Raw genomic sequence first — 26,819 nt, forward strand, 5'->3', positions numbered from 1 at the left:
CGGCTCAGGCGCTCGCGTCGCTGAACTGGTAGTGCAATTCGTTATCCCGCTCGCTGATTCGTACCCCCGCCAGCGCCTTGCCTTCGAGCATGCGGGTGAGGAACTCGCGACTCATGTCCGGCAGCAGGCTGTTGGTCAGGATGGTGTCGATCATCCGCCCTCCGCTTTCGGTCTCGGTGCAACGCGAAACGATCAGGTCGACGACCTCGTCGTCGAAATCGAACGCCACCTTGTGGGTGCTTTCCACGCGCTTCTTGATCCGGCCCAGCTGCAAGCGGGTGATCGCCTTGAGCATGGTGTCGCTCAGCGGGTAATACGGAATGGTCACCAGGCGCCCCAGCAGCGCCGGCGGGAAAATCTCCAGCAGCGGCTGGCGCAGGGCCTTGGCGATCTCTTCCGGGTCCGGCACGTTGCCGGCGTCCTTGCACAGGTGCGAGATCAGCTCGGTACCGGCGTTGGTGGTGAGCAGGATCAGGGTGTTCTTGAAGTCGATCACCCGGCCTTCACCGTCCTCCATCACGCCCTTGTCGAACACCTGGAAGAAGATCTCGTGCACGTCCGGGTGGGCCTTTTCCACCTCGTCCAGCAGCACCACGCTGTAGGGCTTGCGCCGTACCGCTTCGGTCAGCACGCCACCTTCGCCGTAGCCGATATAGCCGGGCGGGGCGCCCTTGAGGGTGGAGACGGTGTGGGCCTCCTGGAACTCGCTCATGTTGATGGTGATGACGTTCTGTTCGCCGCCGTACATGGCTTCGGCCAGGGCCAGGGCGGTTTCGGTCTTGCCCACGCCGGAGGTACCGGCAAGCATGAACACCCCGATCGGCTTGCTCGGGTTGTCGAGGCCGGCGCGGGAAGTCTGGATGCGCTTGGCGATCATCCGCAGCGCATGGTCCTGGCCGATGATGCGCTTTTGCAGGTGCTGGTCGAGGTTGAGCACGGTTTCCAGTTCATTGCGGGCCATGCGGCCCACCGGAATACCGGTCCAGTCGGCCACCACCGAGGCCACCGCCTGGTAGTCCACGGTCGGCAGGATCAACGGGTTTTCGCCTTGCAGGGCGCTGAGGCGCTGCTGCAGATCTACCAGTTTTTCCCGCAGTGCGTGGCCCTGTTCGCTGTCGGTCTCGCTGTCCACCACGCCGGCACTTTCGCGCAGCTCGGCGCGGGTGGCGAGCAGTTCGTCCACCAGGACTTTCTCGTCGGTCCAGCGCGTTTCCAGTTCGGCCAGGCGCTCGCGCTCGGTGCTCAGCAGGTTCTCGCTGTGGCTGCGGCGCACGGCGGTATCGACGCCGATGGCATGCTCGCGGGCAATGATCTGCAACTCGATTTCCAGCGCTTCGATGCGCCGCCGGCTGTCGTCCACTTCCGCGGGCACCGCGTGCAGGCTGATGGCGACCCGGGCGCAGGCGGTGTCCAGCAGGCTGACGGATTTGTCCGGCAACTGGCGCGCCGGAATATAGCGGTGCGACAGCTTGACCGAGGCCTCCAGCGCTTCGTCGAGGATCTGCACCTGGTGGTGTTTTTCCATGGTCGAGGCGACGCCGCGCATCATCAGCAGGGCCTTGTCTTCCGACGGTTCGGCCACCTGCACCACCTGGAAACGACGGGTCAGCGCCGGGTCTTTCTCGATGTGCTTCTTGTACTCGGCCCAGGTGGTGGCGGCCACGGTGCGCAGAGTGCCGCGGGCCAGGGCCGGTTTCAGCAGGTTGGCCGCGTCACCGGTACCGGCGGCGCCACCGGCACCGACCAGGGTGTGGGCTTCGTCGATGAACAGGATGATCGGCTTGGGCGAGGCCTGGACGTCTTCGATGACCTGGCGCAGGCGCTGTTCGAACTCGCCCTTCATGCTCGCGCCGGCTTGCAACAGGCCGACGTCGAGGCTGCGCAGTTCGACGTCCTTCAAGGCCGGCGGCACGTCGCCGGCGACGATGCGCAGGGCGAAGCCTTCGACCACGGCGGTCTTGCCGACACCGGCCTCGCCAGTGAGGATCGGGTTGTTCTGGCGCCGGCGCATGAGGATATCCACCAACTGGCGGATCTCTTCATCGCGCCCGACGATGGGGTCGAGCTTGCCGCTACGGGCCTGCTCGGTCAGGTCCACGGTGAAACGCTTGAGCGCTTCCTGCTTGCCCATGGCGCTGGGGGCCATGGCGCCGCTGGCTTCGCCCGGCACCGCACCGGCGTTGAAACCGTCGCTGGCGCCGAGGTGGTTTTCCGGCGAATCGCCGACGTACTCGGCGAAGCGCTCGCTCAGGGCCTCGACCTTGATCTTGTCGAACGCAGGCGACAGCGCCAGCAGGGCATGGCGCAGGCTCGGGGTCTTGAGGATGCCGAGCACCAGGTAGCCGGTGCGCACCTGGCTTTCGCCGAACATCAGGCTGCCGTAGACCCAGCCGCGTTCCACGGCTTCTTCGACGTGGGACGACAGGTCGGTGATCGAGGTCGAGCCGCGCGGCAGGCGGTCCAGGGCCTCGGTCAGGTCGCGGGCCAGGCGGGCCGGTTCGATGTCGAACTGACGGATCAGCCGGTGCAGGTCCGAGTCCTGCAGTTGCAGCAACTGGTGCAGCCAGTGGCTCAGTTCCACATAGGGGTTGCCCCGCAGTTTGCAGAACACCGTGGCGGCTTCGATGGCCTTGTAGGCGAGGCTGTTGAGTTTGCCGAATAACGCGGCGCGGCTGATTTCACCCATGGTCCGGGCTCCTTGAATGGTGGGCCGAGGTGACCTGGTCGGCGTAGTGCCGGGCCAGGATCAGGTCCTTGGCATCTTCTTGGGGTTGGCCGATCCAGGTGTTGAAACCCAGGCGGAATTGGCCGTTGAGTTGCAGCTTGGGCACTTGCGGCTGTTCCAGGACCAGGTTCAGGTCCCAGTCCAGTTCGTGCCCCAGGTATTCGGCGACCCAGGCCACCAGGTGGCGGAAGGGTTCGCCGTCGGGCAACAGGCCCATGTAGTCGGCCAGCTTGAGCGGGCCGACGCGGATGCGGAATTTGTGCTGGCGGTCCCAGACGTGGCGGCCCAGGCAGAAGTCGACGCCCAACTGGTGCGCGCCGACGCCGAGGCGGCTGCGTTCCGGCAGGTGCAGCCATTGGCCGACGTATTCCTCGATCTGCACCGGCAGCCCGAAATACTCTTCCAGGATGGCGCGCAGGCCATCCGGGTAGCGGGTCTGGGCGGCGAGGTGGCCGCTGAAGTGCAGTTTGGCGGTGTCTGGAATCAGCCCCTGTTTCAGCAGGCTGGGCATGCCTCGGCCGCTGAGGGCAGCCAGTCGCGCGGACCAGTAGTCGTCGTCCGGGCGGTCGTGGCTGACGGTCGGCCGTGCTTCGGCCCAGGCCCGGTAGAACAGGCTCAGCAGGCGGTGGTGGAAGATATCGAGGAAGCGCTTGCTGGTGCTGTCGGTGTTGTTGCGCTGGCGTTCGCGCATGTATTCGGTCAGGTGCAGCGGCAACGGGCCGTTGGGGCCGCCGAGACCAAAGAAGAACTGCTCCAGCCGCGCCGGCGTGGTTTCGCTGGCCGGTGTCATGGAGGCCAGGGTGGCCGGGGCGAAGGCGCAGTCGAGCTGTTGACCGAGGCGCAACGGGTCGTCGGCCAGGCGCTGGGAATGGCCGAAGCGCGGCAGGTGCGGCGATTCGCACTCGATACGCCGCAAGGCCTGGAAGAAATCGTATTCCCAGGGCTCGGCCTGCATCGCCGTGAGCGTGCTCACAGGGTCGGACGGCGTCCGGGCTTGGCTTTCCATCGCATGATCTCGCCGCGTTCGGTGGTACGGATCACCGTCTCGGTAAAACTGTTGATCGACACGTAGCGTGCCAGGAAGCGTTCGAACACGGCGCCGAGGAGGAACACCCCGGTGCCGCGAAACGCGTTTTCGTCGAATTCCAGGGTGATCTCCAGGCCACGGCCGAAGACGATCGGCCCGGGCATCGGCAAGCGCCGGGTGCAGGGTTTGCTGCTGACCTCGCGCAGGCCCTCGATCTGCAATTGCAGGGCGGCATCGTTGCTCTCGCCGTACAGGCGCAGCAGTTCGCGCAGGGCGGCGGCGCCTTGGCCGGCTTCGCTCAACGACAGGTAGTTCAGCGACAACTGGCTGATCAGGCGCCAGGCCTGGTTGTCGTGGGCATGGCTGGCCCGCGGCCGGCTGGGCCCGGCCAGACAGCGGATCGCCGAGACCGGCGCACTGTCAGCCAGGGTGAAGTCGCTCTTGCCGGTGCCGACGTTCATGAACAGCGGCAGGTCGCGGTTGGTGCACAGGGCGCTGACGCCCAGTTGGCGCAGGTCGTGGCGGTAGGGCGCCTGCCGGCTGTCCACCAGGCTGATGAAGGTTTCGCTGCCGACATAGGTCGAGCGGGTGCCTTTGCGCCGTTGTTCGCTGGACAGCACCCGGGGTTCGCGGCGCAGGGTGTAGTAGGCCTGGTCGCGGCCATAGCGCGACGGATCGCGCACGGCATAGAACGGCAGGAACGGCTGGTCGGGCCCGGTGCCGTGGCCGGTGACGCCGGTCAGCGAGTGGATCTCGAAGTCCATGGGCCGGGTACGGTCGGCGATCACGTGGTGTTCGTTGACCCGCTCGGACAGGTGGATACGGTCCACGCGGCGCGGGAACAGGTTGATCGCCGGGGTGCAGAAGGGCACGAACTGCGCGGCGCCGACGCTGTTTTCCAGGCTCGGGTCGAAGCGCTCGAAAAGCACGATCAGTTCCAGCTCCTGGCCGGCGCAGCGCTTGACCGCGCGGCCCAGTTCGGCGAATTCGACGAACAGGTAGCGCTGGGGCAGGGCGAAGTATTCCTGCAACAGCCGATAGCCCTGGAACGCCTGGGCCACTACCGGCATCGCCGCTTCGCGGTCGTCGAAACCGCAGGCGCGCAGGGCGTCGCCGGGCAGGCGCTCGACCCAGTCGCCGCCCGGGGCACGGGCGAACACCGCGCAGGCATTGCCCAGCAGTTGCTCATACAGGCGAAACGGCTGCTCGTCGGCACCGTTGAGGTAGAGCGGCAGGCTGTCCAGGTCGAGCTGGTTGAACGGCAACTCGGCGCCGGTGCGCAGGGTCAGGCGCAGCCCGGCCTTGGCTTTCGGTTCGCTGGCGGCCAGGCGGCCGAGCACGGCCGACGGGTTGCCGAAGTATTCCGCATGGCTGACCTGCAACGGCCACAGCGTCACGGCATGGGCGCTGCGGTATTCGCAGGAGGTCTGGGTGTCCTTGCCCAGGGTGGCGCGCAATACGCTGTCGCGGGGCAGGGTGAAACCGCCGGCCAGGGAGCCTTCGTCCGGGTCGGTCTGCAGCTGGACCACGGTCATCGAAGGCGTTGGCGCCAGGTAATGCGGGTAGGCGATTTCCAGCAGGTTGTGGGTGAAGGTCGGGTACTCGGCATTGAGCTTGAGCTGCACCCGGGCGGTGAGGTAGGCGAAACCTTCCAGCAGGCGCTCGACGTAGGGGTCGGCGCAGTCGAGCCCGGACAGCGTCAGCCGGCCGGCGATCTTCGGGTATTCCTTGGCGAACTCGGCGGCGCTTTCGCGCACGTGTTGCAGTTCCTGGTTGTACAGGTCGAGCAGGCGCGGGTTCATGAACGTCTCCGTTGCTCGGCGGGCACCACGCGCACATGGCCGGATTCCAGGTCGAGGTCGGTGCGCAACAGTAGCGGCAACGACACCGGCAGGGCCCAGAGATCGCCTTCGATCTCGAAGCTCAGGGCGTTGTGGTTCATCTCGCCGTGGGCGACCTGGGCGCGGACCCGCAGGGTATGGCTGAGGATGCGCGGCTCGAAGGTGGTGATGGCGGTGTGGATCAGGCCTTCGAGGGCGGCGACATCGATGCTCGAGGCACTGTTGCCCGCCAGCGCCGGCAGGCCGTAGTTGACCACCGAGGTCCCGGCCGGGGTGTGCAGCGTGGCGTCGGCGTCGAGCAGGCTGGTGCTGTTGAGCAGCCAGGTCAGGTCACGCAGTACCGAGGCCTTGAGCTGGCTCAGGGACAGTACGCGTTTGTCGCCGCCTTCCTGGAGGTTGCCGGGCTCGTCGTCGGTCAGCCGGTCGAGCAGCGACGGTTGCAGGCGCTCGCGCAGGGTGAGGTCGCTCAGCACGTTGCTCATCGCGCAACGTCACAGGGGCTGGGCGCTGCGGGGTGGCAGCTCCGCTGGGCGGGAAACGCAGGCTTGGCCATGCTCGGGCACCGGGAATGAATCGAATTCGGGGTAACACCAGACGCCCCCGACGCCGAGCGGCGGGGGCGTGGGGATCAACGCTTGGTGTTCGAGCGGATGTTCCAGCCGAACTTGACCGGGCCGCCTTGCTTCGAGCCGTCGGCTTTCTGCTCCTGATACTCGACCGAGACCTGGGCGAAGTTCAGGGTGACGTTTTCGGTCAGGCGATCATCGCTGCCCGAGCCACCGGTGCTCAGGGAGGTGATCAGCACTTCTTCCAGGTCGATCTTCATGTACTCGACCTGGCTTTCGCCGCCGGCCTTGCGCACCACCAGGGTGACCTTGTCGATGTGCTTGCCGCTGGCGCAGTGCATCATCAGGTTCGGCGACGCCTTGTCGACGTACTTGGTCAGCGACAGGTCCTGGATATTGACCTTGCCGGCGCCACCGCCACCGCCCATGTGCATGTTGCCGGATTGGGACATGCCCCAGCTCCAGTTGAGGACATCGATTTCCTCTTTGTGAGCCTTGTCCTGGGACTCGCCCTTGATGTCGCCGATCTTGATGAAGATATCAACAGCCATGTTTTCTCCAGTGTGGTCTTCACCACGATGTTGTTAGCCAGGATCCGCCGCGTGGGGCGGCGGGTTCGCTGTGGTTGCGGGTTTGGGCCTACGCCCCTTTCGCCGACGGCAACTTGGATACCAGGCGCAACGAAACCGTCAGGCCTTCGAGCTGGTAGTGCGGGCGCAGGAAGAACTTGGAGGTGTAGTACCCCGGGTTGCCCTCGACATCCTCGACCACCACTTCCGCCGCGGCCAGCGGGTGCTGGGCCTTGGTGGTTTCGGTGGAGTGGGCCGGGTCGCCGTCCACGTAGTTGAGGATCCAGTCCTGCAACCAGCGCTGCATCTCGTCCTTCTCTTTGAACGAGCCGATCTTGTCGCGCACGATGCACTTGAGGTAATGGGCAAAGCGGCAGGTGGCGAACAGGTACGGCAGGCGCGCGGCCAGGTTGGCGTTGGCGGTGGCGTCCGGGTCGTCGTACTCGGCCGGTTTCTGCAGCGACTGGGCGCCGATGAACGCGGCGAAGTCGGTGTTCTTCTTGTGCAGCAGCGGCATGAAACCGTTTTTCGCCAGCTCGGCTTCGCGCCGGTCGGAAATCGCGATTTCGGTCGGGCACTTCATGTCCACGCCGCCGTCGTCGGTCGGGAAGGTGTGGGCCGGCAGGTTCTGCACTTCACCGCCGGATTCGACGCCGCGAATCCGCGAGCACCAGCCGTAGTACTTGAACGAACGGTTGATGTTCACCGCCATGGCGTAGGCCGCGTTGGCCCAGGTGTACTTGTCGCTGTCGGTGCCGTCGGTGTCTTCTTCGAAGGCGAAGGCTTCCACCGGGTCGGTCTTGGCGCCATAGGGCAGGCGCGCCAGGAAGCGCGGCATGGTCAGGCCGATGTAGCGCGAGTCTTCCGATTCACGCAGCGAACGCCAGCCGGCGTATTCCGGGGTGGTGAAGATCTTGGTCAGGTCGCGCGGGTTCGACAGTTCCTGCCACGAGCCCATGCCCATCACGGTCGGCGAGGCGGCGGCAATGAACGGCGCGTGCATCGCTGCGCAGACCTTGGACAGCTCGCCCAGCAGCTCGACATCCATCGGCGACTGGTCGAAGTAGTAGTCGCCCACCAGGCAGCCGTAGGGCTCGCCACCGAACTGGCCGTATTCCTCTTCGTACATCTTCTTGAAGATCGGGCTCTGGTCCCAGGCCGTGCCCTTGAACTTCTTCAGGGTCTTGTGCAGTTCCGGCTTGGCGATGTTCAGCACGCGGATCTTCAGCTGCTCATCGCTCTCGGTGTTGTTGACCAGGTAGTGCAGGCCACGCCAGGCGCTTTCCAGCTGCTGGAACTCAGGGTGATGGATCACCTGGTTGACCTGCGCGGTGAGCTTGGCGTCGATGGCGGCGATGATCGACTCGATGGACTTGATGGCGTCGTTGGACACCAGGTCGGTCTGTGCCAGGGCCTGTTCGGCCAGGGTGCGCACGGCACCTTCGACGGCTTCGCGGGCGCGTTCGGTCTTGGGCTTGAATTCCTGCATCAGCAGGTTGGCGAACTCGCTGGGCTCGGTGGTGGTGCCTGGCAACGCCTGATTGTCTTGCTGCAACTGGGTCATGATCGTTCGTCCTGATTAAGCGCTGGGCTCGGAGTCCTGGGGCTTTGGCGCACTCGCCAGGGCCTGGAGCAACGCCGGATCCTTGATGGCTTTCATGATGATTTCTTCGGCACCGGTCTTGCCGTCCATGTAGGTCAGCAGGTTGGCCAGTTGGGTACGGGCTTCGAGCAGCTTGTTCAGGGCATCGACCTTGCGCGCGACGTTGGCCGGGCTGAAGTCGTCCAGGCTCTCGAAGGTGATGTCCAGGCTCAGGTTGCCTTCGCCGGTCAGCTCGTTCGGCACGTTGAACGCCACGCGCGGCTGCATGGCCTTGAGGCGCGAGTCGAAGTTGTCGACGTCGATCTCCAGGAACTTGCGGTCCGCGACCGGTGGCAGCGGCTCGGCGGGCTTGCCGGCGAGGTCGGCCATTACGCCCATGACGAAGGGCAACTGGACCTTTTTCTCGGCGCCGTAGAGCTCTACGTCGTACTCGATCTGGACCCGTGGCGCGCGGTTGCGCGCAATGAATTTCTGAGAGCTGGTGTTCGCCACGTTGTTGCTCCTGGTCGCTCAAGCGACGGTGTTGGCGTTATCGGTGGTTGCCGTTAACTAAGCGGCGCGGTCCCGGCGGGCTTATTCGCCCTCGGGCCCCGCAGGTTTTCAAATTGGGACAGGCCGTCGGGAATCAGGTTACGGACAATGGTCGCGAAGTCGGCGTGCACCAGGTTCTTGGCCCGGGTCAACAGCACCGGCAGCGGGCTCGAAGGCTCGTGGCGGGCGTAGTAGTTCAGCAACCGGTCGAGGCTGCGCAGGACGTCGTCGCGGTTGCCGATCTCGCCCGGCGCTGCGGCGCGCGTGGCCACCGGGGCCGCAGCGGCGTTGTCGAGCCCGCTGGGGGCCGGCTCGGACTCGTTCACGGTCGATTCGCCGGCGTCGCTGTCGGGCGCGTATTCGGCGAGTATCTGCACGGCCAGCTTGAGCGGTTGGCGCAAGGCGCCGAGGTCGACACCCTGGGCCGAGCCGACCTGGTCGCTGACGAAGCGCTCGATGGTGTCGATGGCGCCGCGGGCTTCGTTGAGCGCGGCACGCACCGCCTCCAGTTGCTCGGGGTCGCTGTCGCGCAGGGCGCCGGCCAGTTCGTCGGCGTTCAGGTTTTCGTCGGAGAAACCCTGCAGGCCGCTGGCATTCAGCGCGGCACGCAAGGTCACGGTGCCGAAGGCCCGAGAGCGGGTCAGCACGCTTTCGCGCAGCAGGCGGATATTGGTGTCGCAGGCCAGGCCCGAGAGCGCGTTGATCCGCACCGTGGGGTCGTTGTCGTCATCGGCGTCGAGCAGCGGATAGAGTTCGCCCCAGTACTGCTGGAGCAGCTGGCTGACCAGGGTCAGGGCGTTGGCGAGGCCCGGCAGGCCATCGAGGGCCAGGGCGCTTTGCACGAGAAAATGGCTGATGCGCAGGTCTTTGCTGCGTTGCAGGAGCGCCGTGCTCGACTGCTCGATGGCGCGCCATGCCGGCGGCTCGGCCGCCTGCACCGAGTCGCCCATGATGCGCTCGGGTTTGCCTTGGGCGTCACGCTCCAATTGCAAGAATTGCGCGTCATATTCCAGGTCCTCGCCACAAGGCGAGTTTGCTGAAACAGCGGCGAGCAACAACGGCACATCCACCAAAATCGATCTCCTTATCGGCCCGCTGAATAGTCGGGCAATTCCTGCGAAAGTTCTCTCAGAAAACTCTCATATTTCTTGGTGGTATATACGAAGTGACATCATAGTGACATCATCCGTAAACAAGAAGTTGTGCATTTTTGGTGTAGTAGTTATAGCTTGTCAAGGTAAGCTAGCGGCCCTTTGTTACCGTTGTGACACACTCGTCAAGGCTGTCGACCATTGGGTCAGGCCGTGTGCGTTTTTAGGGATTTTGTAGGTAGAATTCACCAGGTTCGGCGAACTGGCTGAAATAGATAGGTTTTTTCCAGGATTTTCATAGCCCTGGCGAGACCCGGCGCGAGGTGTTTGCGCCGGGTGGCTTGTGCGTGGATGTACAGCAAGGAGGCGCAATGTCGCTGTGTTTGACTATCACTAGTTATCACAAGATCACCCCTGGCCAATGTCCGGAGAAATCCATGGACAAGGGAGTGATGGCAATTGGCCGTAGTTCCGAGAATGACTGGGTTCTTCCCGATCCGGAGCGGCTGGTTTCCTCGAAACATTGCGTTATTCAATACAAAGACGGTCGTTACTATCTGACAGATACCAGTACCAATGGCGTGGAGTTAGTTCAGGCCGGTATTCGTTTGCGCAGAGGCAACAGCGAGCCGTTGCAGGACGGCGAAATCATCCGTATCGGTGAGTACGAGATCCGTGCGCGTATCGATTTCAACCTGCAACTGGCGCCCGAGAGTCTGTCGGGGGGCGATTCATCCAACAGTTTCGAAGCGCTGATGGGGCGGGCGGCAGCCGCGCCCGCCATCTCGCCGCCAAGCACCCCGGCCGCGCATTTCCAGGGCGGTTCGGCGATGGATACGTTACCTGACCTGTTCGATTTCCTGACGCCGTCGAGTATTCCTCCGGCGACGCAGTCGGATCATGTGCCGGCACAACAGCATGACTTTCGTCCGCCGACGCCGGTGATCAGCCCGGCGCCCGTGGTGGTGCCGCCAGCGCCAGGCGTGGCGGTGATTCCCGAGGACTGGGATCTGTTCGGCGACACGCCCAAGGCACCAGCCAGTACGCCGGTGACTGTTCCTGTTTCCGTACCTGTGGCGATTGTCGAGGCTATCGTCGAGCCGACTCCGACTCCGACTCCGACTCCGACTCCGACTCCGACCCCGGCTCCGATCCCCACGCCGATGGTGGCCCCAGTTACCCAGCCAGCTCCCGTGGCAATGTCGAGCGGTGCGGCTCAGGCCGATTTGCTGCAAGCCTTCCTGCGTGGTGCCGGTCTCGACCAGCTGCGTATCGATACCGCCCAGGCGGAGGCGCAGATGGAAGCCATCGGCCGCAGCTACCGGCTGATGGTCGAGGGGCTGATCGATGTGCTGCGGGCCCGCAGCAGCCTCAAGGGCGAGTTCCGCATGCAGCAGACGCTGATTCGCCCGGTGGAAAACAACCCGTTGAAATTCGCCCCGAATGCCGATGAAGCGCTGCTCTTGCTGCTGCGTCACGGCAACCAGGCCTTCATGGCACCGGACCAGGCGGTCAGGGACAGTTTCGACGACCTGCGGGCGCACCAGATGGCGGTGATGGCCGGGGTGGAAGCGGCGATCAAGCACCTGCTCAAGCGTTTCGAACCTTCGGCGCTGGAGACCCGCCTGAGCAAGCCCGGCGGTTTGTCGAACCTGTTCAGCGGTTCGCGCCAGGCCCAGTACTGGCAGCAGTTCACCGAGCTGTACACGAATATTTCCCGTGAGGCCGAAGAGGATTTCCAGGACCTGTTCGGTCGGGAGTTCAGTCGCGCCTACGAGGAACACAGCGCGCGGCTGCGCAGGGGATAAGGCCACCACGGACCCCTGTAGGAGCGCCGGTCGACGCTCGATTGCCAGCGATGAGGCCCTTGAGTCTTGTGCTGCCTAGCCGGACGCCATCGTCGGCAAGCCGGCTCCCACAGGGTTTCGGGCAAGGCGCTGGTTTGCAGTTGTTATATGGATAAACGGACAGTCAGCAAGTCATTGAGGACGCAGGATGATTCACCGAGTTTTACTGGCCGCAGCCCTCACGCTGCTGCTCGGCGCATGTGCCAAGGACGCGGCCGCTCCAGCGCCCGTCGACGCGCCCGTTGCTGCCGATAGCGCCACGGCTTCCCTGCATTTCCACGCCATTGCCGGCCTCAATCCCGGCGCCGACGGCACGCCCGCACCCGTGCGCGTACGGATTTACGAGCTGAAGAACGGCGCCAACTTCAACCGCGCCGACTACTTCGCCCTGGCCGAGCGCGCCCAGGCCACCCTCGGCGCCGACCTGATCGACCAAGACGAAGTACTGGTCAAGCCCGGCGAGCAGCTGGACATCGAGCGTGCACTCAACCCGGCGACCCGCCAGGTCGGCCTGGTGGTGGGCTACCGCGAAGTCGACCAGGCGCTCTGGCGCACGCTGCTGACCATCGCGCCCAAGCAGCTCAACGACTATCAGATCAGCCTCGATGTGCGCGCCGTGCGCAGCGCCGTCGTCGTGACCCCAACCCGCACCGCCCCCTAGGCAAACGGAGAAGCCATGTCCTGGAACAATCGAGTGGTCTGGTCGGAAGGCATGTTCATCGGAACGCAGCACTTCCAGCAGCATGACCGTTATCTGGAAAACCTGATCGACGCCCGCAGCCGGCCATTGGCCGTCGGCGCCTGGGGTTTTTCCGAGCTGCTGATCGACCAGGGCCTGCTGGCCCAGGGCAAGCTGGCCATCGTCTCGGCCCGGGGCCTGCTGCCGGACGGCACACCCTTCAACATCCCCCACGATGACCTCGCGCCGAGCCCGCTGACCATCGACGAGCACCTGCGCGACGGCCTGGTCTACCTGGCCTTGCCGCTCAAGCGCGCCGGCTCACGGGACACCGTCGACGAAGGCGAGGAACTGGGCGGGGCGCGCTACCTGAGCCAGGTCCGCGAAGTGCGCGACGACAACGCGCCGTTCGAGAACCGCGCGCCGGTGGCCTTGGGTTCGCGGGCCCTGCGTCTGTTGACCGCCGCGGATGGCATGGGCGATTACGCCGCCATCGGCCTGGTGCGGGTCAAGGAAAAGCGCGCCGATCGGGCCCTGGTCCTCGATGACAGCTATGTGCCGCCGGTGCTCGATGTGGCGGCGAGCAAGCCGCTGACGGCGTTTCGCAGCGAACTGCTGGGCCTGCTGCACCAGCGTGGCGAAGCCCTGGCCGGGCGCGTGGTGGCCTCGGGCGCCGGCGGTGCCTCGGAAATCGCCGATTTCATGCTGCTGCAACTGGTCAACCGCGCCCAGCCGCTGATCGGCCACCTGAACCAGATCAGCCCCTTGCACCCGGAGCGCCTGTACAGCGAGCTGGTGAGCCTGGCCGGCGAATTTTCCACCTTTTCCAGCAGCGGTCGGCGCCCGGCGGCGTTCCCCGCGTATCAACACGATGACCTGGCGTTGAGCTTCGCCCCGGTCATGCAGGCCCTGCGCGAAGCCCTGTCGATGTTGATCGACAGCAAGGCGACGCCGATTCCGATTGTCGAGAAAGCCTATGGCATCCATGTGGCGATGCTCGCGGACCGCAGCCTGATCGACAACGCCAGCTTCATCCTGGTGGTGCGCGCCGATATCCCCAGCGAAACCCTGCGCGGTCGCTTCGCCCAGCAGAGCAAGATCGGTTCGGTGGAGCACATCCGCGACCTGGTCAACCTGCAATTGCCGGGTATCGGCCTGTTGCCGCTGCCGGTGGCGCCGCGGCAGATTCCGTTCCATGCCGGGTCCACCTACTACGAACTCGACCGGGGCAGTGAGCACTGGAAGCAGCTGGTGAACTCCGGCGGTTTCGCCTTCCATGTTGCCGGCGAGTTTCCCGGCTTGAACCTGGCCTTCTGGGCCATCCGAGGATAAGCCGCGATGAATGCCAACGATGATGCATCGGGCCAGTCGCTGCCCGCCAATGACCGTACCCAGTTCATGCCGCGCCCCGGTGGCCGGGCGCCGGAGGCTGCCCGGGCCGAACCGGTGGCGCCGCTGTCGGTGCCGGCCGCGCCGCTGCCGGTCGGCCAGTCACAGGGCCTGAACCCGCTGGAGAGCGCCGCCGGGCCTTTGCTGGCGCTACTCACGCGCCTGCGCAACACCATTGCCCATCCGGCACCGGCCAGCCTGCGGGCGCAGTTGCTGGCCTATCTGCGGCAGTTCGAGGAGCGCGCCGAAAGCGCCGGTATGGTCCGCAATGATGTGTTGCTGGCGCGCTATGCGCTCTGTACCGCCCTCGACGAGGCGGTATTGAGCACGCCTTGGGGCAGTGCCGGCGACTGGGGCAAGCAGAGCCTGCTGATCACCGTGCACAACGAGGCCTGGGGCGGCGAGAAGGTCTTCCAGTTGCTCGACCATTGCCTGCAAAGTCCGCGCGAGCGCCTGTACCTGCTGGAGCTGTTGTACCTGTGCATCTGCCTGGGCTTCGAAGGCCGCTATCGGGTGATGATCGACGGGCGCAGCCAGCTCGATGCCCTGCGCGAGCGCACCAGCGCGGCGATCCGCAGTGCCCGTGGCGAGTATGAGCGCGAGCTGTCGCCGCACTGGCGCGGGCTGGCGGTGGTGCGTGATCGCCTGAGCCAGTTCATGCCGCCCTGGGTCGGCATCGCCATCGGCCTGGCGCTGTTGCTGGTCCTGCTGTTCGGCCTGCGCCTGAAGCTGGCCGCCGACGCCGAGCCGGTGTTTCGCAATATCCATGCCCTGGGTGAAATCCCGGTGCAGACCATCGACCGTCCGGTGGTCCAGCCCAAGGTGGTGGAGCGGCCGCGCCTGGCCGGTTTCCTCGCCGAGGACATCAAGGCCGGCAAGGTCGCCGTGGAAGACAAGGTCGACCGCTCGGTGGTGACCATTCGCGGCGACGAACTCTTCGCTTCGGCCAGCTCCAGCATCGTCGACGACTACCAGCCGCTGATGCTGCGCATCGCCGACGCCATTCGCAAAGTGAAGGGCCAGGTGCGGATCACCGGCCACAGCGACAACCGACCTATCGCGACCCTGCGCTTCCCGTCCAACTGGGCGCTGTCCCAGGCCCGGGCCGAGCAGGTGTTGCAGATCCTGGCGGCGAAGACCGGCCAGCCGGAACGCTTCAGCGCCGAAGGGCGCAGCGACACCGAGCCGCTGGCCTCGAACGCCACGGCCGAGGGCCGGGCGAAGAATCGTCGGGTGGAAATCACAGTCTTGGCGGAGGGAGTCGAGTGAAGGCGTTTTTCGGTTTTGTCATTCGCTGGGTCATCCCGCTGTTGGGGTTGATCGCCCTCAGCCTGATCATCTGGTTTGTCGGCCCGTTGCTGGAAGTGCTGGTGCCGGAAGGTCGGCGCTGGGCGCTGATCGTGTTGATTTTCGCGGTGTGGATCGCCTACCGCGTGTTCCGCCTGATCCAGGCCCGGCGCCAGGCGGCCAGGGTCCTGCAGAGCCTGGCCGCGGAAACGCCGCCGGACCCCGCCAGTGTCGCCACCGCCGAAGAACTGGCGACCCTGCGCCAGCGCATGGCCGAGGCCCTGGCATTGCTCAAGAAAGCCAAGCTCGGCGGTGACGAGCGCCGCAACCTGTACGAGCTGCCGTGGTACGTGATCATCGGCCCGCCGGGTTCGGGCAAGACCACCGCTCTGGTGAATTCCGGACTGCATTTCCCCCTGGCCGCGCAGTTCGGCGCCGGGGCGATTCGCGGTGTCGGCGGTACGCGCAACTGTGACTGGTGGTTCACCGACCAAGCCGTGCTGCTGGACACCGCCGGCCGCTACACCACCCAGGACAGCCATGCCCAGGTGGACAAGGCTGCCTGGCTGGGTTTCCTCGACCTGCTGAAAACCCAGCGTTCGCGGCGGCCCATCGACGGCGCCTTCATCGCCATCAGCCTGTCGGACCTGCTGCTCAGCACCGACGCCGAACGGGCAGCCCATGCCACGGCGATCCGCGCCCGTATCCAGGAGCTGTATACCCAACTGGGCGTGCGTTTCCCGATCTACCTGATGCTGACCAAGCTCGACCTGGTGCCGGGGTTCATGGAGTTCTTCGACGCCCTGAGCAAGGAAGAGCGGGCCCAGGTCTGGGGCATGACCTTCGACCTGGACGACGGCAAGAACGCCGAAGGTCCGCTGGTGCGGTTCAGCGACGAGTTCGCCGGGCTCGAGCAGCGCCTCAATGCGCGGCTGGTGGAGCGCCTGCAACAGGAGCGCGATCCGGCGCGGCGCGACCTGATCTACGGTTTCCCGCAGCAGTTCGGGGCGTTGAAGGCGTGCCTGCAGGATTTCCTCGACGGCGTGTTCAAGCCCAATGCCTATGAAGATCGCGCCTTGCTGCGCGGCGTGTACTTCACCAGCGGCACCCAGGAAGGCAGTCCCATCGACCGCCTGATCGGCGCCATGGCCCAGAGCATGAACCTGGACCGCCAGCAGCTGGCGCGCCAGAGCGGCAACGGGCGCAGCTACTTCATCGAGAAGCTGTTCACCGCCGTGGCCTTCGCCGAGCGCGGGCTGGTGGGGGTCAACCGCAAGGTCGAACAACGGCGCAAATGGCTGGCGCGCGGGGTGCTGGCGGCCACGGTCGCGGTGGTGCTGGTGGTCGGTACGCTCTGGTGGGTGAGCTTCCGCGCCAACGAGGCCTATATTGCCCAGGTCGATCAGAAGGTCGCGCCCCTGGGTCAGAGCGTGCAGAACCTCAGCCCGGCGCAACGCGACGTGCTGGCGGTGCTGCCGTTGCTCAATGCGGTCAAGCACCTGGCCGGCGATGCGCCGGGCTGGGCCGAAGGCCTGGGCCTGTACCAGGGCGGCATGCTCGAAGCCGAGTCCGCCAGCGTTTATCGCAAGTTGCTGATCGCGGTGTTCGCGCCGCGCCTGCTGACCCGGGTCGAAGAGCAACTGCACAGCGGCGGTAATTCGGACTTCCTCTACGAAGGCTTGAAGGCCTACCTGATGCTGGCCGACAACGAACATTACGACCCGCAGTTCATCAAGGCCTGGATCGCCCTCGACTGGGACCACAGCCTGCCACGGGATTTGCCACCGGAGCAGCGCGTGGCCCTCGGTGAACATCTGCAAGCCCTGTTCGAGCGCCGTCCGCCGAATGCCCGGCTGGACGAGCGACTGATCGACGACCTGCGCCGCCAGCTGCAACAACTGCCGGTGGCGCAGCGGGTCTATGACCGGGTCAAGCGCCAGAAACTGCCGGAAGGCGTGGCGGATTTCCGCCTGAACGAGGCCGCCGGACGTGATGCGGCGCTGGTGTTCAGCCGCAAGAGCGGCAAGCCCCTGGGCGATCCGCTGAGCGGCTTCTTCACCGTCAAGGGCTATCGCCAGGCTTTCCTGCTGGCCAGCCTGAACCAGGCCAATACCGTGGCCGAGGAACAGTGGGTGCTGGGCCGCGACCCGGCCGAACAGCAGAATGTCGCCAGCCTGGCGGCGGATGTGCGGCGTCTGTATTTCCAGGATTACCTGCGTCAGTGGGATGCCTTGCTCGCCGATATCGACTTCGTGCCCATCACCAGCGTGGCCCAGGCCTCCGACGTGCTGCGGGTGATTTCCGGGCCGACCTCGCCGCTGAAGAAGCTGCTGGTGGCGGTGGCCAAGGAGACCGACCTGCAACAGGAAGAACGCCTGCTGGCGGCCCAGGGCAAGCCGGTCGCGGGTAATGTCGACCAACTCAAGCAACGCCTGGGCTCCCTACTTGGCCAGGAACAGGCGGCGGGCAACAGCAGCGCGCCGGTGGAGACGCAGGACCCGGTGAGCGCGCACTTCGCCGAGCTCAACGCCCTGGTCAACAAGGGCGAAGGCGAGCCGGCGGCCATCGATGCCTTGCTGGCGGACCTCAATGCGCTCTATGTGCAGGTCAGCGCCATGTCCGGCGCCAGTGGCGATGCGCTGCTCGGCGAGGCGAAGAACCAGGCCTCGGCCGCCGCCACGCGGGTCAGCCTGAACGCCGAACGCCAGCCACCGCTGGTGCAGGGATTGGTCAAGTCGGTGGTCAGCTCCACCACCAACAGCATGATGGGCGGGGTGCGTAACCAACTGAACGCGGCCTGGACCAGTGAAGTGGTCAACGTCTACCGGCAATCCCTCAGCGGCCGTTATCCGCTGGCGCCCGGCAGTGCCCGGGATGCGACGCTGGAGGACTTCGGCCTGTTCTTCGGGGTCGGCGGGGTGATGGACAGCTACTTCCGCAAGTACCTGCAGCCCTACGTCGACACCTCGGCAACCCCCTGGCGCTGGCAGCCGGGGGCGGCGCAGAAACTCGGCATTGCCCCCGGCGTGTTGCAGACCTTCCAGCGTGCCGCGGCGATTCGCGATGCGTTCTTCCGCTCCGGCGGCACCCAGCCGACCGTGCGTTTCGAACTCAAACCGGTGGCGATGGACGCGTCCATCACCCAGTTCCAGCTTGAGCTCGACGGTCAGCAGGTCGGCTATGACCACGGCCCGAGCCGGCCGGTGGCGATGCAATGGCCGAACCCCGGCAGTGTCGGTGTGGTGCGCTTGTCGATCACGCCACCGTCGAGCAGCGGGCGCTCGGGGATCACCCTGGACGGCCCCTGGGCCTGGTTCCGCCTGCTGGAGCAATCGGACCTGGTGGCCGGCAACTCGCCGGATCGTTTCAACCTGCGGCTGCGGGTGGACGGTGCGAGCATCTCCTACGAACTGCGCGCCAGCAGTGCCTTCAACCCTTTCAAGAGCCGCGTGCTCAGTGGCTTCAGCCTGCCGGAGCGGTTATGACGATGGTGGGGTTCTACGGCAAGCTGGCCAGTCGCGGCGATTTTGTCAGCCGCGGCCTGCCGCAGAGTTTTGTCCAGCCCTGGGATGCCTGGCTGGCCTCGGGGTTGCTCGTCAGCCAGCAGCAACTGGGGGCTGACTGGCTGAACGTGTACCTGGTCAGCCCGCTCTGGCGCTTCGTGCTGGCGCCGGGTGTCTGCGGGCCGGACGCGATGGCCGGGGTGTTGATGCCGAGCATCGACCGGGTCGGCCGCTACTTTCCGCTGACCGTGGCCCAGCCCCTCGATCCCGGGCATGCCCTGGCGGCGGTGGTCGGCGGTGCGGATGCCTGGTTCGAGCAGGCGGAGGCCCTGTTGCTGGCGACGCTTGAAGAGGGCGCCGATTTCGAGGCTTTCGACCAAGGCATTCAGGACCTGGGTGGCCTCCCGTTCGCCAACAAGGCGCCCTGCAGCGAGTTCGCCGGGTTGCAGCGCCTGGCCGCGCTCGACGCGTCGAGCCGCGCCAGCGCCCTGGCCGAACAGGCCTGTGTCGGCAGCAGCCTCTGGTGGGGGCGTGGCTCGCAACGGATCGAGGCGGGCCTGATGCGCTGCGCGGGTCTGCCGGCGACCGCCGATTTCGGCAGTTTCCTCTTGGGCAAGGGGGTATCGATCTAGATGGTTCACGCACCTGCAATCACTTACCAGTCGGCCAGCTACAGCCATGTCGGCATGGTCCGGCAGATCAACGAGGACGCCCTCCTGGAGCTGCCCGGCGCCGGGCTCTGGGTGGTGGCCGACGGCATGGGCGGGCATGCGGCGGGAGACTACGTCAGCAGCCTGATCGTCGATAGCCTGCGGCGCATTCCGCCTGCGGACTCCCTGGCGATCTACACCACGGCCCTGCGGTCGCGTCTGCTCGAGGTCAATGCCGCCGTGCGCGAGGAAACCGCCAACCGCGGCGTGGCGATGATGGGCAGCACCGTGGTGTTGTTGGCCGTGCGCGGGGCCGAGGGCGTCTGCCTGTGGGCCGGCGACAGTCGCCTCTACCGCCTGCGCGACGGTCAGTTGGAGGGCATCTCGCGCGATCACAGCTACGTCCAGGACCTGCAGGACAGCGGCCTGCTCAGCGAGGCCGAGGCGCGGGTGCACCCACGGGCGAACATCGTCACCCGGGCCATCGGCGTGGAGGCGCACCTGGAGTTGTCGATGGTCCCGTTCCAGGTGTTGCCCGGCGACACCTACCTGTTGTGCAGCGACGGTCTGAACAAGACCGCCGAAGACGCCGAGATCCGCGACGTGCTCGTCCATGACGACCCCTACGACGTGGTTCGCAGCCTGGTGCACCTGGGCCTGACCCGGGGCGCTCCGGACAACATCACGGCCATCGTCGTCAAAGCCACCTGAAGACCCCGAACACATGGACATTCTGATTCCCGGATTCGATATAGGCGCAGTCATTGGCGAAGGCGCCATGGCTACCGTCTATCTGGCGACCCAACGGTCGCTGGAGCGCAAGGTGGCGCTGAAAGTGATGGCGGCCGCGCTGGCCGCCGACCCGACCTTCTGCGAGCGTTTCCTGCGCGAAGGCCGGACCCTGGCGCGGCTGTCGCATCCGAACACCGTGACCATCCACGACATCGGCAATGTCGGCGAGTTGTATTACATGGCCATGGAATTCCTGCCCAACGGCACGCTCAAGGAGCGGATCGCGGCGGGACTGAGCCCGGAGCAGGGCTCGGGTTATATCCGCCAGATCGCCTCGGCCCTGGGCTATGCCCATGCCCAGGGGTTGGTGCACCGCGATGTGAAACCGGCCAACATCCTGTTCCGCGCCGACGGCACGGCGGTGCTCTCGGACTTTGGCATCGCCAAGTCGCTGGATGATCGCACCCAGTTCACCCAGGCCGGGTTTGCCGTGGGCACGCCGAGCTACATGAGCCCGGAGCAGGCCCGCGGCCAGGACCTCGACGGACGCGCCGACTTGTATGCGCTGGGGGTGGTGCTCTATGAAATCCTCGTCGGCAAGTTGCCCTACAGCGGCACCGATGCGCTGTCCACGGCCCTGGCGCACCTGACCGAACCGCTGCCGGAGTTGCCGATCCAGCATGGCCGCTACCAGGAAATCCTGCGCCGGCTGCTGGCCAAGGACCCGGCGGAGCGTTTCCCGGATGCGGCGGCCTTGCTGCGGGCGCTGGACAACCTGCCGGCGGAAAACCTCGACGCGACCTTGCTCCAGCCCTTGGCGATAGCTGCGGTGACGCCGCCGGCCAGCGACCTGGGCGGACTGACGCCGATGTCGATCGAGATTCCCACGGCTGTGCCGGCACCTTCGCCAACCCCGCCACCCGTGCCGCCATCGCGACCCGCTCCGGCGCCGGTTCTCGACCGCTCTGCCGAATCCGGACAACGGCGCGGCCCGGTACTGACGCTGGTTGCCGTGGCGGTGGCTGCGGCCCTCGGCCTGGCAGGCGCCGGTTACTGGTGGCTGGGTGGCGCGAGCCATCCCGCCACGCCCAGCACGGTTGCGCAGTCGCCGGCGAAAAAAACAGTGCCATCGAACCCACCTCCGACCTCGAACCCGCTGCCGGTGCAATCGCCCACTGTCGCCCAGCCCGTGGCGGTGGACAGCGACGGTGGCCAGCGGCCCTTGTTGATGGCCGGCAAGAAGACCCTGTTCCAGCGGGTCCTGAGCAAACCCGGCGCTAGCTTTTCCAGCGAGCCGGGGGCCAAGCCGGACAAGCCGCTGCCGGCGTTCTCGGTGCTGTACGTCTACCAGCGCAAGACCGTCGACGGCAGTATCTGGCTACGGGTCGGCGCGGCCAGTGATGGGCGCAGCGAAGGCTGGCTGCCGCAGGATGCGGTCAGCGACTGGAAGCAGAGCCTGGTGCTGAAGTTCACCGAGCGCTCCGGGCGGGCGCCGGTGATGTTCCTGCGTGACGCCAGCGATATCGACAAGCTGCTGGCCAACCCGTCGGCGGCGAAGAACCTGCTGCTCAATGCACAGAAAAACCCGCAGGACGATCAGCGCGTGCTGGCCCTGGAGCCGGCCGCCAGCGCGGTGCCGCAGAACCAGTTCTACCTGCTGCCGATCTTCGATTCGCGCGAAAGCCTGGATGAGAACGGCCAGCCGGTGCAGTTGCTGAATGTCGCCTCCATCGACCCCGGCAGCACGCCGAAAGCCCTCGGCAACGGCGCCGCGCCGGCGGTCAGCGCCGACACGTTCCGCACGGCCATCGTGCTGGTGGTGGACACCACGGAATCGATGCAGCCGTACATCGATCAGGTCCGCGACGTGGTCCACGAGCTGCAGAGCCAGATCGCCCAGCGTGGCGAGCTGGACAGCGTGAGTTTCGGCCTGGTGGGTTTCCGCAACAATGTCCAGAAAACCCCGGGTCTGGAGTACCTGACCAAGACCATGGTGACCCTCGATCAGGGGCGCGACCCCGAGCGCTTCCTGGAGCTGGCACGGCAGGTGAAGGCGTCGACGATCTCGAGTCATTCGTTCAACGAGGACTCCTTCGCCGGGGTCATGCAGGCGGTCGACGGCATGGACTGGTCGGGCTACGGCGGCCGGCTGATCCTGCTGGTCACCGATGCCGGTTCGTTGCGCAAGAACGACCCCTACAGCAGCACCCGGATGAACGAAGCGGAGATCCGCCAGGCCGCGCTGGGCAAGCAGATCAAGATCTACGCGTTGCACCTGCGCACCGATGCCGGGAAGAAGAACCATGCCTTCGCCGAGCAGCAGTACCGGACCCTGACCGCCGACGCCAACCCGCAGATCGGCGATTTGTATATCCCGGTCCAGGGCGGCGACGTGCACAAGCTCGGTGAACGGGTCGGCGAGATCGGCTCGGTGTTCGCCAACCTGGTGCACCAGGTGCGCAGCAACCAGACCCAGGCCGTGCCGCTGCTGGCCGCCTCGCCGAGCCTGGCGGACAAGTCGGCAGCCATCGGTTATGCCATGCAGATGGATTTCCTCGGCCACAAGGCGGCCAGCCAGGCGCCGCAGCTGGTCAGCGCCTGGACCGCCGACCGCGACCTGACCAACCCGGCGCTGCCGGCGTTCCAGGTCTGCGTGATGCTGACCAAGCTGCAACTCAACGAGCTGCAACAGTCGCTGAAACTGATCGTCGACGCGGCGCGCAAGACCCAGACCTCGCCCAAGGACTTCTTCCAGGAAATCGCCAGCGCCAGTGCCTACATGAGCCGCGATCCGCAGGCCTTGCGCAAGGGCGGCAACCTGGCCGACGGCGGCATCCTCGGCGAGTACCTGGAAGGCCTGCCGTACCGCAGCAAGTCGTTGAACATGACCCAGGACCTCTGGCTGTCGCTGAGCGTGGCCGAACAGGAGGACTTCATCGACGAACTGGACTCGAAGATCCGCCTCTACGAAACCTTCCACAACGACGTGGCCAACTGGGTCCGGTTCGGCGATGCCGAGCCGGGCGATGCGCTGTACCGCGTGCCTTTGTCGACGCTGCCGTGATGATCAGTCTGCGAGAAGTGCGCAAGACGCGGGGCGAGGGGGCCCAGCGCTACAGCCTGGAGGTGCCGCGCCTGAGCCTGGCGCCCGGCGAGCAATGGGCGGTGGTGGGGCCCAGCGGTTGCGGCAAGAGCACCTTGCTCGATCTGCTGGCGCTGGTCCTGGCGCCGGACCGGGCGGGGCTGTTTGTCTACGACGCGCCGGCCGGTGCGCTGGATATCGCCGCGCTCTGGCGGCAGGGCCGGCACGATCGCCTGGCGGCCCTGCGCAGCCGACAGCTCGGCTATGTGCTGCAGACCGGTGGCCTGCTGGGCTTTCTCGATGTGCGCGGGAATATCGCCTTGTCGCGCCAACTGCTGGGCCTGAAGGACGACGGCAGCGTCCGGCGGCTCGCCGAGCAACTGGAAATCGCCGATCAACTGGACAAGAAGCCCCAGGCCCTGTCGGTGGGCCAGCGCCAGCGGGTCAGTTGCGCCCGGGCCCTGGCCCATGGGCCACGGCTGCTGCTGGCCGACGAACCCACCGCGGCCCTCGATCCGCTGAATGCCGGACGGGTCATGCAGTTGCTTCTGAACCAGGCCCGGGAGCAGGGTGCCTGTTGCGTCATCGCGACCCATGACGAAGCCCTGGTGCACGAGTTGGGTGTGCCGGTGCTGCGGATTGCCTGCCAGCGCGATGGCGACGGCGGCGTCACCGCGACCCTGGAGGTGACGCCATGACCCGCACGGCCCTGGTTGCCGGCCTGGCCTGGCAGGATTATCGCGCCGACTGGCGGCTGTCGGCCTGTGCGGTGCTGGCGCTGGTGGCGGTGATCGCGCCGTTGCTGGTGCTGTTCGGCCTCAAGTTCGGCCTGGTCAGCAGCCTCACCGAACGCCTGGAGCGCGACCCGACGGTGCGCGAGATCATTCCCCTGGGCGGCGGGCGTTTCAGTGCGGCGTTTATCGCCGCGCTGGGGCAGCGTGAGGACGTCGCCTTTGCCCTGCCGCGTACCCGGCAGATCGCGGCGACCGCCGACCTGTCGGCCAGCGCCCAGGGGCAGGTGGTCAATGTGGAGATGCTGCCCACCGCCGACGGCGACCCCCTGCTCGGGAACTTGCCCGCGCCGGTGGGCCTGGCGGCGATGCTGCTCAGCCAGACGGCGGCGGAGAAACTCGGGGTGAAGGCCGGCGACTGGTTGCAGGTGTCTTTCGGCCGGCAGGTGGCCGGTCGCCTGGAAAGTCGCCATACGCAGATCCAGGTGCAGGCGGTGTTGCCGCTGGAAGCCTTCGAGCGCGACGCGCTGTTCGCCCCGCTGGGCTTGCTGGAAGCCGCCGAGGACTATCGCGACGGCCGTGGCGTGCCGGTGCTCGGCTGGGTCGGCGAACCGGCGGGCACCGCCGCGCAGCGGGTCTATCCGGGGTTTCGCCTGTATGCCCGGGGGCTGACCGATGTCGAACCGCTGCGGCGTTATTTCGTCGAGCGCAACCTGCTGGTCGCGACCCAGGCCCAGGCCATCGCCCAGGTGCAGTCCTTGAGCCGCAACCTGGCCATCGTGTTCTGGGTCATCGCTACCCTGGCGTTGGGCGGTGCCTTCGCGGCGATCTTCGCCGGCGCCCTGGCGGCGGTGGAGCGCAAGCGCCGCGAGTTGTCGGTGCTGCGCCTGCTGGGTCTCGGCACCGCCGCGCTGCTGCTGTTCGTGGTCCTGCAAGCGCTCTACAGCGGCCTGTTGGCGGCGCTGTTGAGCGGCGTGCTCTACAGCTTGGCGGAGTGGGGCCTGAATCGTTTGTTCGTGCAGGCGGCCGGCGAGTACGCCAGTCACCTGCTGTTGCCGCATTACCTGCTGGCACTTTTTACCGTGTTGGTGGTCTGTGCCCTGGCTGCCGCCCTGGGGGGCTGGCGCGTGGCGCGGATAGAAGCTTCGGAAGGAATCAGAGATGTATAAGTTGCGCAGCGCGGCCCTGGCGGTTCTCGTCGTTTCCCTGTGCCTGGGCGCCTGGGCGCGGGCCGATGAGGACAGTGAAAAGCTGGACAACCCCAAGCCCTTGGCCGATGACATCAGCCTGCCGCTGCCCTGCGAGGGCGAGATGGTCTTTCGCGCGGTCTATGTGCTGGCGCGCGGCACCCTCGACGACCGTGAGATCAGCCTGGGCTACCCCTTCAGCGAGGACGAGCCGGGGTACAAGCAGTCGTTCATTTCCGGTTATCGCCGGGACTTCATCAACGGTCAGTTCACCCTCAAGGACCTGCCCGACCCCTGGCAGAAATCCATTGCCCCGACCTTGCCGAAGACCGACGCCGACTCGCCGCTCAAGCCGATGTTCTATTTCATCGGCAAGTACCCGGTGACGGCCCGCCAGTACGCCCTGGTGATGGCCCAGGCCCAAGCCCTGGCCAGCGGCGAGCCGGCGCCGGCCTGCGAGGCGCCGAGTGGTGTCGCCGGGCGTCTGCCCAAGGTCAAGGTGTCGCGGTTCGACGCCGAGCGGTTCTCGGCGGTCTACAGCACCTGGCTGATGAAATATCACCGCGACCTGCTGCCGGTCAGCGGCCGTGGCTCGGCGGCCGAGGACGGCGGCCTGGGCTTCGTCCGCCTGCCCACCGAAGTCGAGTGGGAGTTCGCCGCCCGGGGTGCCCAGGCGGTCAGTCGCCAGGACCTGGAAGGGCGCTTGTTTCCACGGCGGGCGCCGGGTAGCGACAGCGATGGGCCGCTGTCCGACTACGCGGTGTTCAACCAGGTGGCCGGCGGTACCGGCCAGGCGGCGCGGCTGATGCCGATCGGCACCAAGCTGCCCAACCCCATCGGTCTGTTCGACGTGATCGGCAACGCCGCGCAGATGGTCCAGGAGTCGTTCCAGCTGGTGCATGCCGGGCGGCGCCAGGGCACCTACGGCGGTTTCGTGGTCAAGGGCGGCAACTACCTGGAGGGCGAAGGCACACTGTTTACCGGTATGCGCCGCGAGTACCCGCTGTTCGCCGCCGATGGCACCGAGCAGAGCAACGAGACCACCGGTTTCCGGGTGGCCGTGGGGGCGCTCTCGGCGCCGCGTTCACGCTACAAGGAGCTGTTCAGCCAGTGGCAGCAGGAGGGCCGGCTGGCGTCCCTGACCGACGCCATCGACGACGCCCAGGACCCGACCAAGCGCCTGGACGGGATCATTTCCGCCAGCACCGACCCGAAGCTGCAGGCCGAGCTGGGGCTGGTCAACGAAGAGCTCAAGCGCAACGTCTCGCTGATCGCCCGCCAGCGTGAAGAGGCTGCCGGCAACCTGATCCAGTCGGCGGCCCTGGTGGCCGAGACCGTCAACAACTACAACATTCGCCTGACCAACCTGAAGAAGAGCCGCCAGCAGGCCCTGGATGCCAAGGATGAGGCCGGCGCCAAGCTGTTCGCCGTCGCCATCGAGAACGGCACCAGCGCGCTGGACGGCGCGGTGGCGATCTATATCGACAACCTGGCAACGGCCACGCGCTACACCGATGCGGTGATCCAGGCGCAGTTCCAGCGGGTCAAGGAAGAACTCAATCGCAAACCCGTGCTCGGCCATAGCCTGGTGGCACGGGCGACCTTGTTCGTTCGTCATGTCGGGGATTACCGCAAGCAACAGCGGGCCGACCCGGCGACGATCTTGAAAGCGTTGCTCGCATCGACCGCCCAGCAGTCATGAGCGGCCGGTATCCGGCGAGCGTAGAGGGGACTCGGACGGCAGGGTGCCGTACCGGGCAAGTCAAACCAAAAAAGGGA

Annotated in this window: 19 protein-coding genes; 11 read left to right on the top strand and 8 right to left on the bottom strand. The window is 66.2% G+C overall.

Translation table 11 applies throughout. From position 1 onward, the window contains the following. Positions 1–4: 4 nt before the first annotated feature. The 8 genes from tssH to tssA form a co-directional block, all read right to left on the bottom strand. Complete coding sequence (gene tssH, locus NUH87_RS17790; RefSeq protein ID WP_338522076.1) at positions 5–2,686, bottom strand: type VI secretion system ATPase TssH; 2,682 nt, start codon at positions 2,684–2,686, stop codon at positions 5–7. Next, positions 2,679–3,731, bottom strand: coding sequence for a type VI secretion system baseplate subunit TssG (gene tssG / locus NUH87_RS17795; RefSeq protein WP_338522077.1), 1,053 nt, complete (start codon positions 3,729–3,731; stop codon positions 2,679–2,681). Before tssG ends, tssH begins: the two co-directional genes overlap by 8 nt. Continuing rightward, on the bottom strand, positions 3,695–5,554 hold the full coding sequence (gene tssF, locus NUH87_RS17800; protein ID WP_338522078.1) for a type VI secretion system baseplate subunit TssF: 1,860 nt from the start codon (positions 5,552–5,554) through the stop codon (positions 3,695–3,697). Before tssF ends, tssG begins: the two co-directional genes overlap by 37 nt. Further along, positions 5,551–6,075, bottom strand: coding sequence for a type VI secretion system baseplate subunit TssE (gene tssE, locus NUH87_RS17805; RefSeq protein ID WP_422393869.1), 525 nt, complete (start codon positions 6,073–6,075; stop codon positions 5,551–5,553). Before tssE ends, tssF begins: the two co-directional genes overlap by 4 nt. Before the next feature lie 146 nt (positions 6,076–6,221). Continuing rightward, entirely contained in the window at positions 6,222–6,710 is a 489-nt protein-coding gene (locus NUH87_RS17810) for an Hcp family type VI secretion system effector (protein ID WP_040071737.1), read from the bottom strand. 88 nt (positions 6,711–6,798) lie between these two features. After that, positions 6,799–8,292 (bottom strand): type VI secretion system contractile sheath large subunit, encoded by a 1,494-nt coding sequence (gene tssC / locus NUH87_RS17815; RefSeq protein WP_338522079.1) that lies wholly within the window; start codon positions 8,290–8,292, stop codon positions 6,799–6,801. Between the two features lie 15 nt (positions 8,293–8,307). Further along, a complete protein-coding gene (gene tssB / locus NUH87_RS17820; RefSeq protein WP_338522080.1) occupies positions 8,308–8,823 on the bottom strand; it encodes a type VI secretion system contractile sheath small subunit in 516 nt (171 codons plus the stop codon). 53 nt (positions 8,824–8,876) lie between these two features. Next, complete coding sequence (tssA, locus tag NUH87_RS17825) at positions 8,877–9,932, bottom strand: type VI secretion system protein TssA (RefSeq protein ID WP_338522081.1); 1,056 nt, start codon at positions 9,930–9,932, stop codon at positions 8,877–8,879. Positions 9,933–10,324: 392 nt separating this feature from the next. On the opposite strand from tssA, the gene tagH reads away from it, so the two are divergent. The 11 genes from tagH to NUH87_RS17880 all read left to right on the top strand — a co-directional run bounded on the left by tagH (position 10,325) and on the right by NUH87_RS17880 (position 26,742). Then, positions 10,325–11,761 (top strand): type VI secretion system-associated FHA domain protein TagH, encoded by a 1,437-nt coding sequence (gene tagH / locus NUH87_RS17830; protein ID WP_338522082.1) that lies wholly within the window; start codon positions 10,325–10,327, stop codon positions 11,759–11,761. A 187-nt stretch (positions 11,762–11,948) separates the two neighbouring features. Next, positions 11,949–12,461: a type VI secretion system lipoprotein TssJ gene (gene tssJ, locus NUH87_RS17835; RefSeq protein WP_338522083.1), complete on the top strand. Its 513-nt coding sequence runs from the start codon at positions 11,949–11,951 to the stop codon at positions 12,459–12,461. A 15-nt stretch (positions 12,462–12,476) separates the two neighbouring features. Then, on the top strand, positions 12,477–13,811 hold the full coding sequence (tssK, locus tag NUH87_RS17840) for a type VI secretion system baseplate subunit TssK (protein ID WP_338522084.1): 1,335 nt from the start codon (positions 12,477–12,479) through the stop codon (positions 13,809–13,811). Between the two features lie 6 nt (positions 13,812–13,817). Further along, on the top strand, positions 13,818–15,137 hold the full coding sequence (locus NUH87_RS17845; protein WP_338522085.1) for a DotU family type VI secretion system protein: 1,320 nt from the start codon (positions 13,818–13,820) through the stop codon (positions 15,135–15,137). Further along, positions 15,134–18,640 (top strand): type VI secretion system membrane subunit TssM, encoded by a 3,507-nt coding sequence (gene tssM, locus NUH87_RS17850; protein ID WP_338522086.1) that lies wholly within the window; start codon positions 15,134–15,136, stop codon positions 18,638–18,640. The genes NUH87_RS17845 and tssM overlap by 4 nt, the downstream gene beginning before the upstream one ends. Further along, on the top strand, positions 18,637–19,290 hold the full coding sequence (gene tagF / locus NUH87_RS17855; protein ID WP_338522087.1) for a type VI secretion system-associated protein TagF: 654 nt from the start codon (positions 18,637–18,639) through the stop codon (positions 19,288–19,290). The genes tssM and tagF overlap by 4 nt, the downstream gene beginning before the upstream one ends. After that, complete coding sequence (locus tag NUH87_RS17860; protein WP_338522088.1) at positions 19,291–20,019, top strand: PP2C family protein-serine/threonine phosphatase; 729 nt, start codon at positions 19,291–19,293, stop codon at positions 20,017–20,019. A gap of 13 nt (positions 20,020–20,032) precedes the next feature. Next, entirely contained in the window at positions 20,033–23,104 is a 3,072-nt protein-coding gene (locus NUH87_RS17865; RefSeq protein WP_338522089.1) for a serine/threonine-protein kinase, read from the top strand. Beyond that, positions 23,104–23,820 (top strand): ABC transporter ATP-binding protein, encoded by a 717-nt coding sequence (locus NUH87_RS17870; RefSeq protein WP_338522090.1) that lies wholly within the window; start codon positions 23,104–23,106, stop codon positions 23,818–23,820. Before NUH87_RS17865 ends, NUH87_RS17870 begins: the two co-directional genes overlap by 1 nt. After that, positions 23,817–25,022 carry an FtsX-like permease family protein gene (locus tag NUH87_RS17875; protein ID WP_338522091.1) on the top strand — a complete coding sequence of 402 codons (1,206 nt, stop codon included), beginning with the start codon at positions 23,817–23,819 and terminating at the stop codon, positions 25,020–25,022. The genes NUH87_RS17870 and NUH87_RS17875 overlap by 4 nt, the downstream gene beginning before the upstream one ends. Continuing rightward, the gene (locus NUH87_RS17880) at positions 25,015–26,742 is read left to right on the top strand and encodes a formylglycine-generating enzyme family protein (protein WP_338522092.1); all 1,728 of its coding nucleotides are present in this window, start codon (positions 25,015–25,017) and stop codon (positions 26,740–26,742) included. Before NUH87_RS17875 ends, NUH87_RS17880 begins: the two co-directional genes overlap by 8 nt. Positions 26,743–26,819 lie beyond the last annotated feature (77 nt).

This window comes from Pseudomonas batumici, from assembly GCF_036585405.1.
Taxonomy (GTDB): Bacteria; Pseudomonadota; Gammaproteobacteria; order Pseudomonadales; family Pseudomonadaceae; genus Aquipseudomonas; species Aquipseudomonas batumici.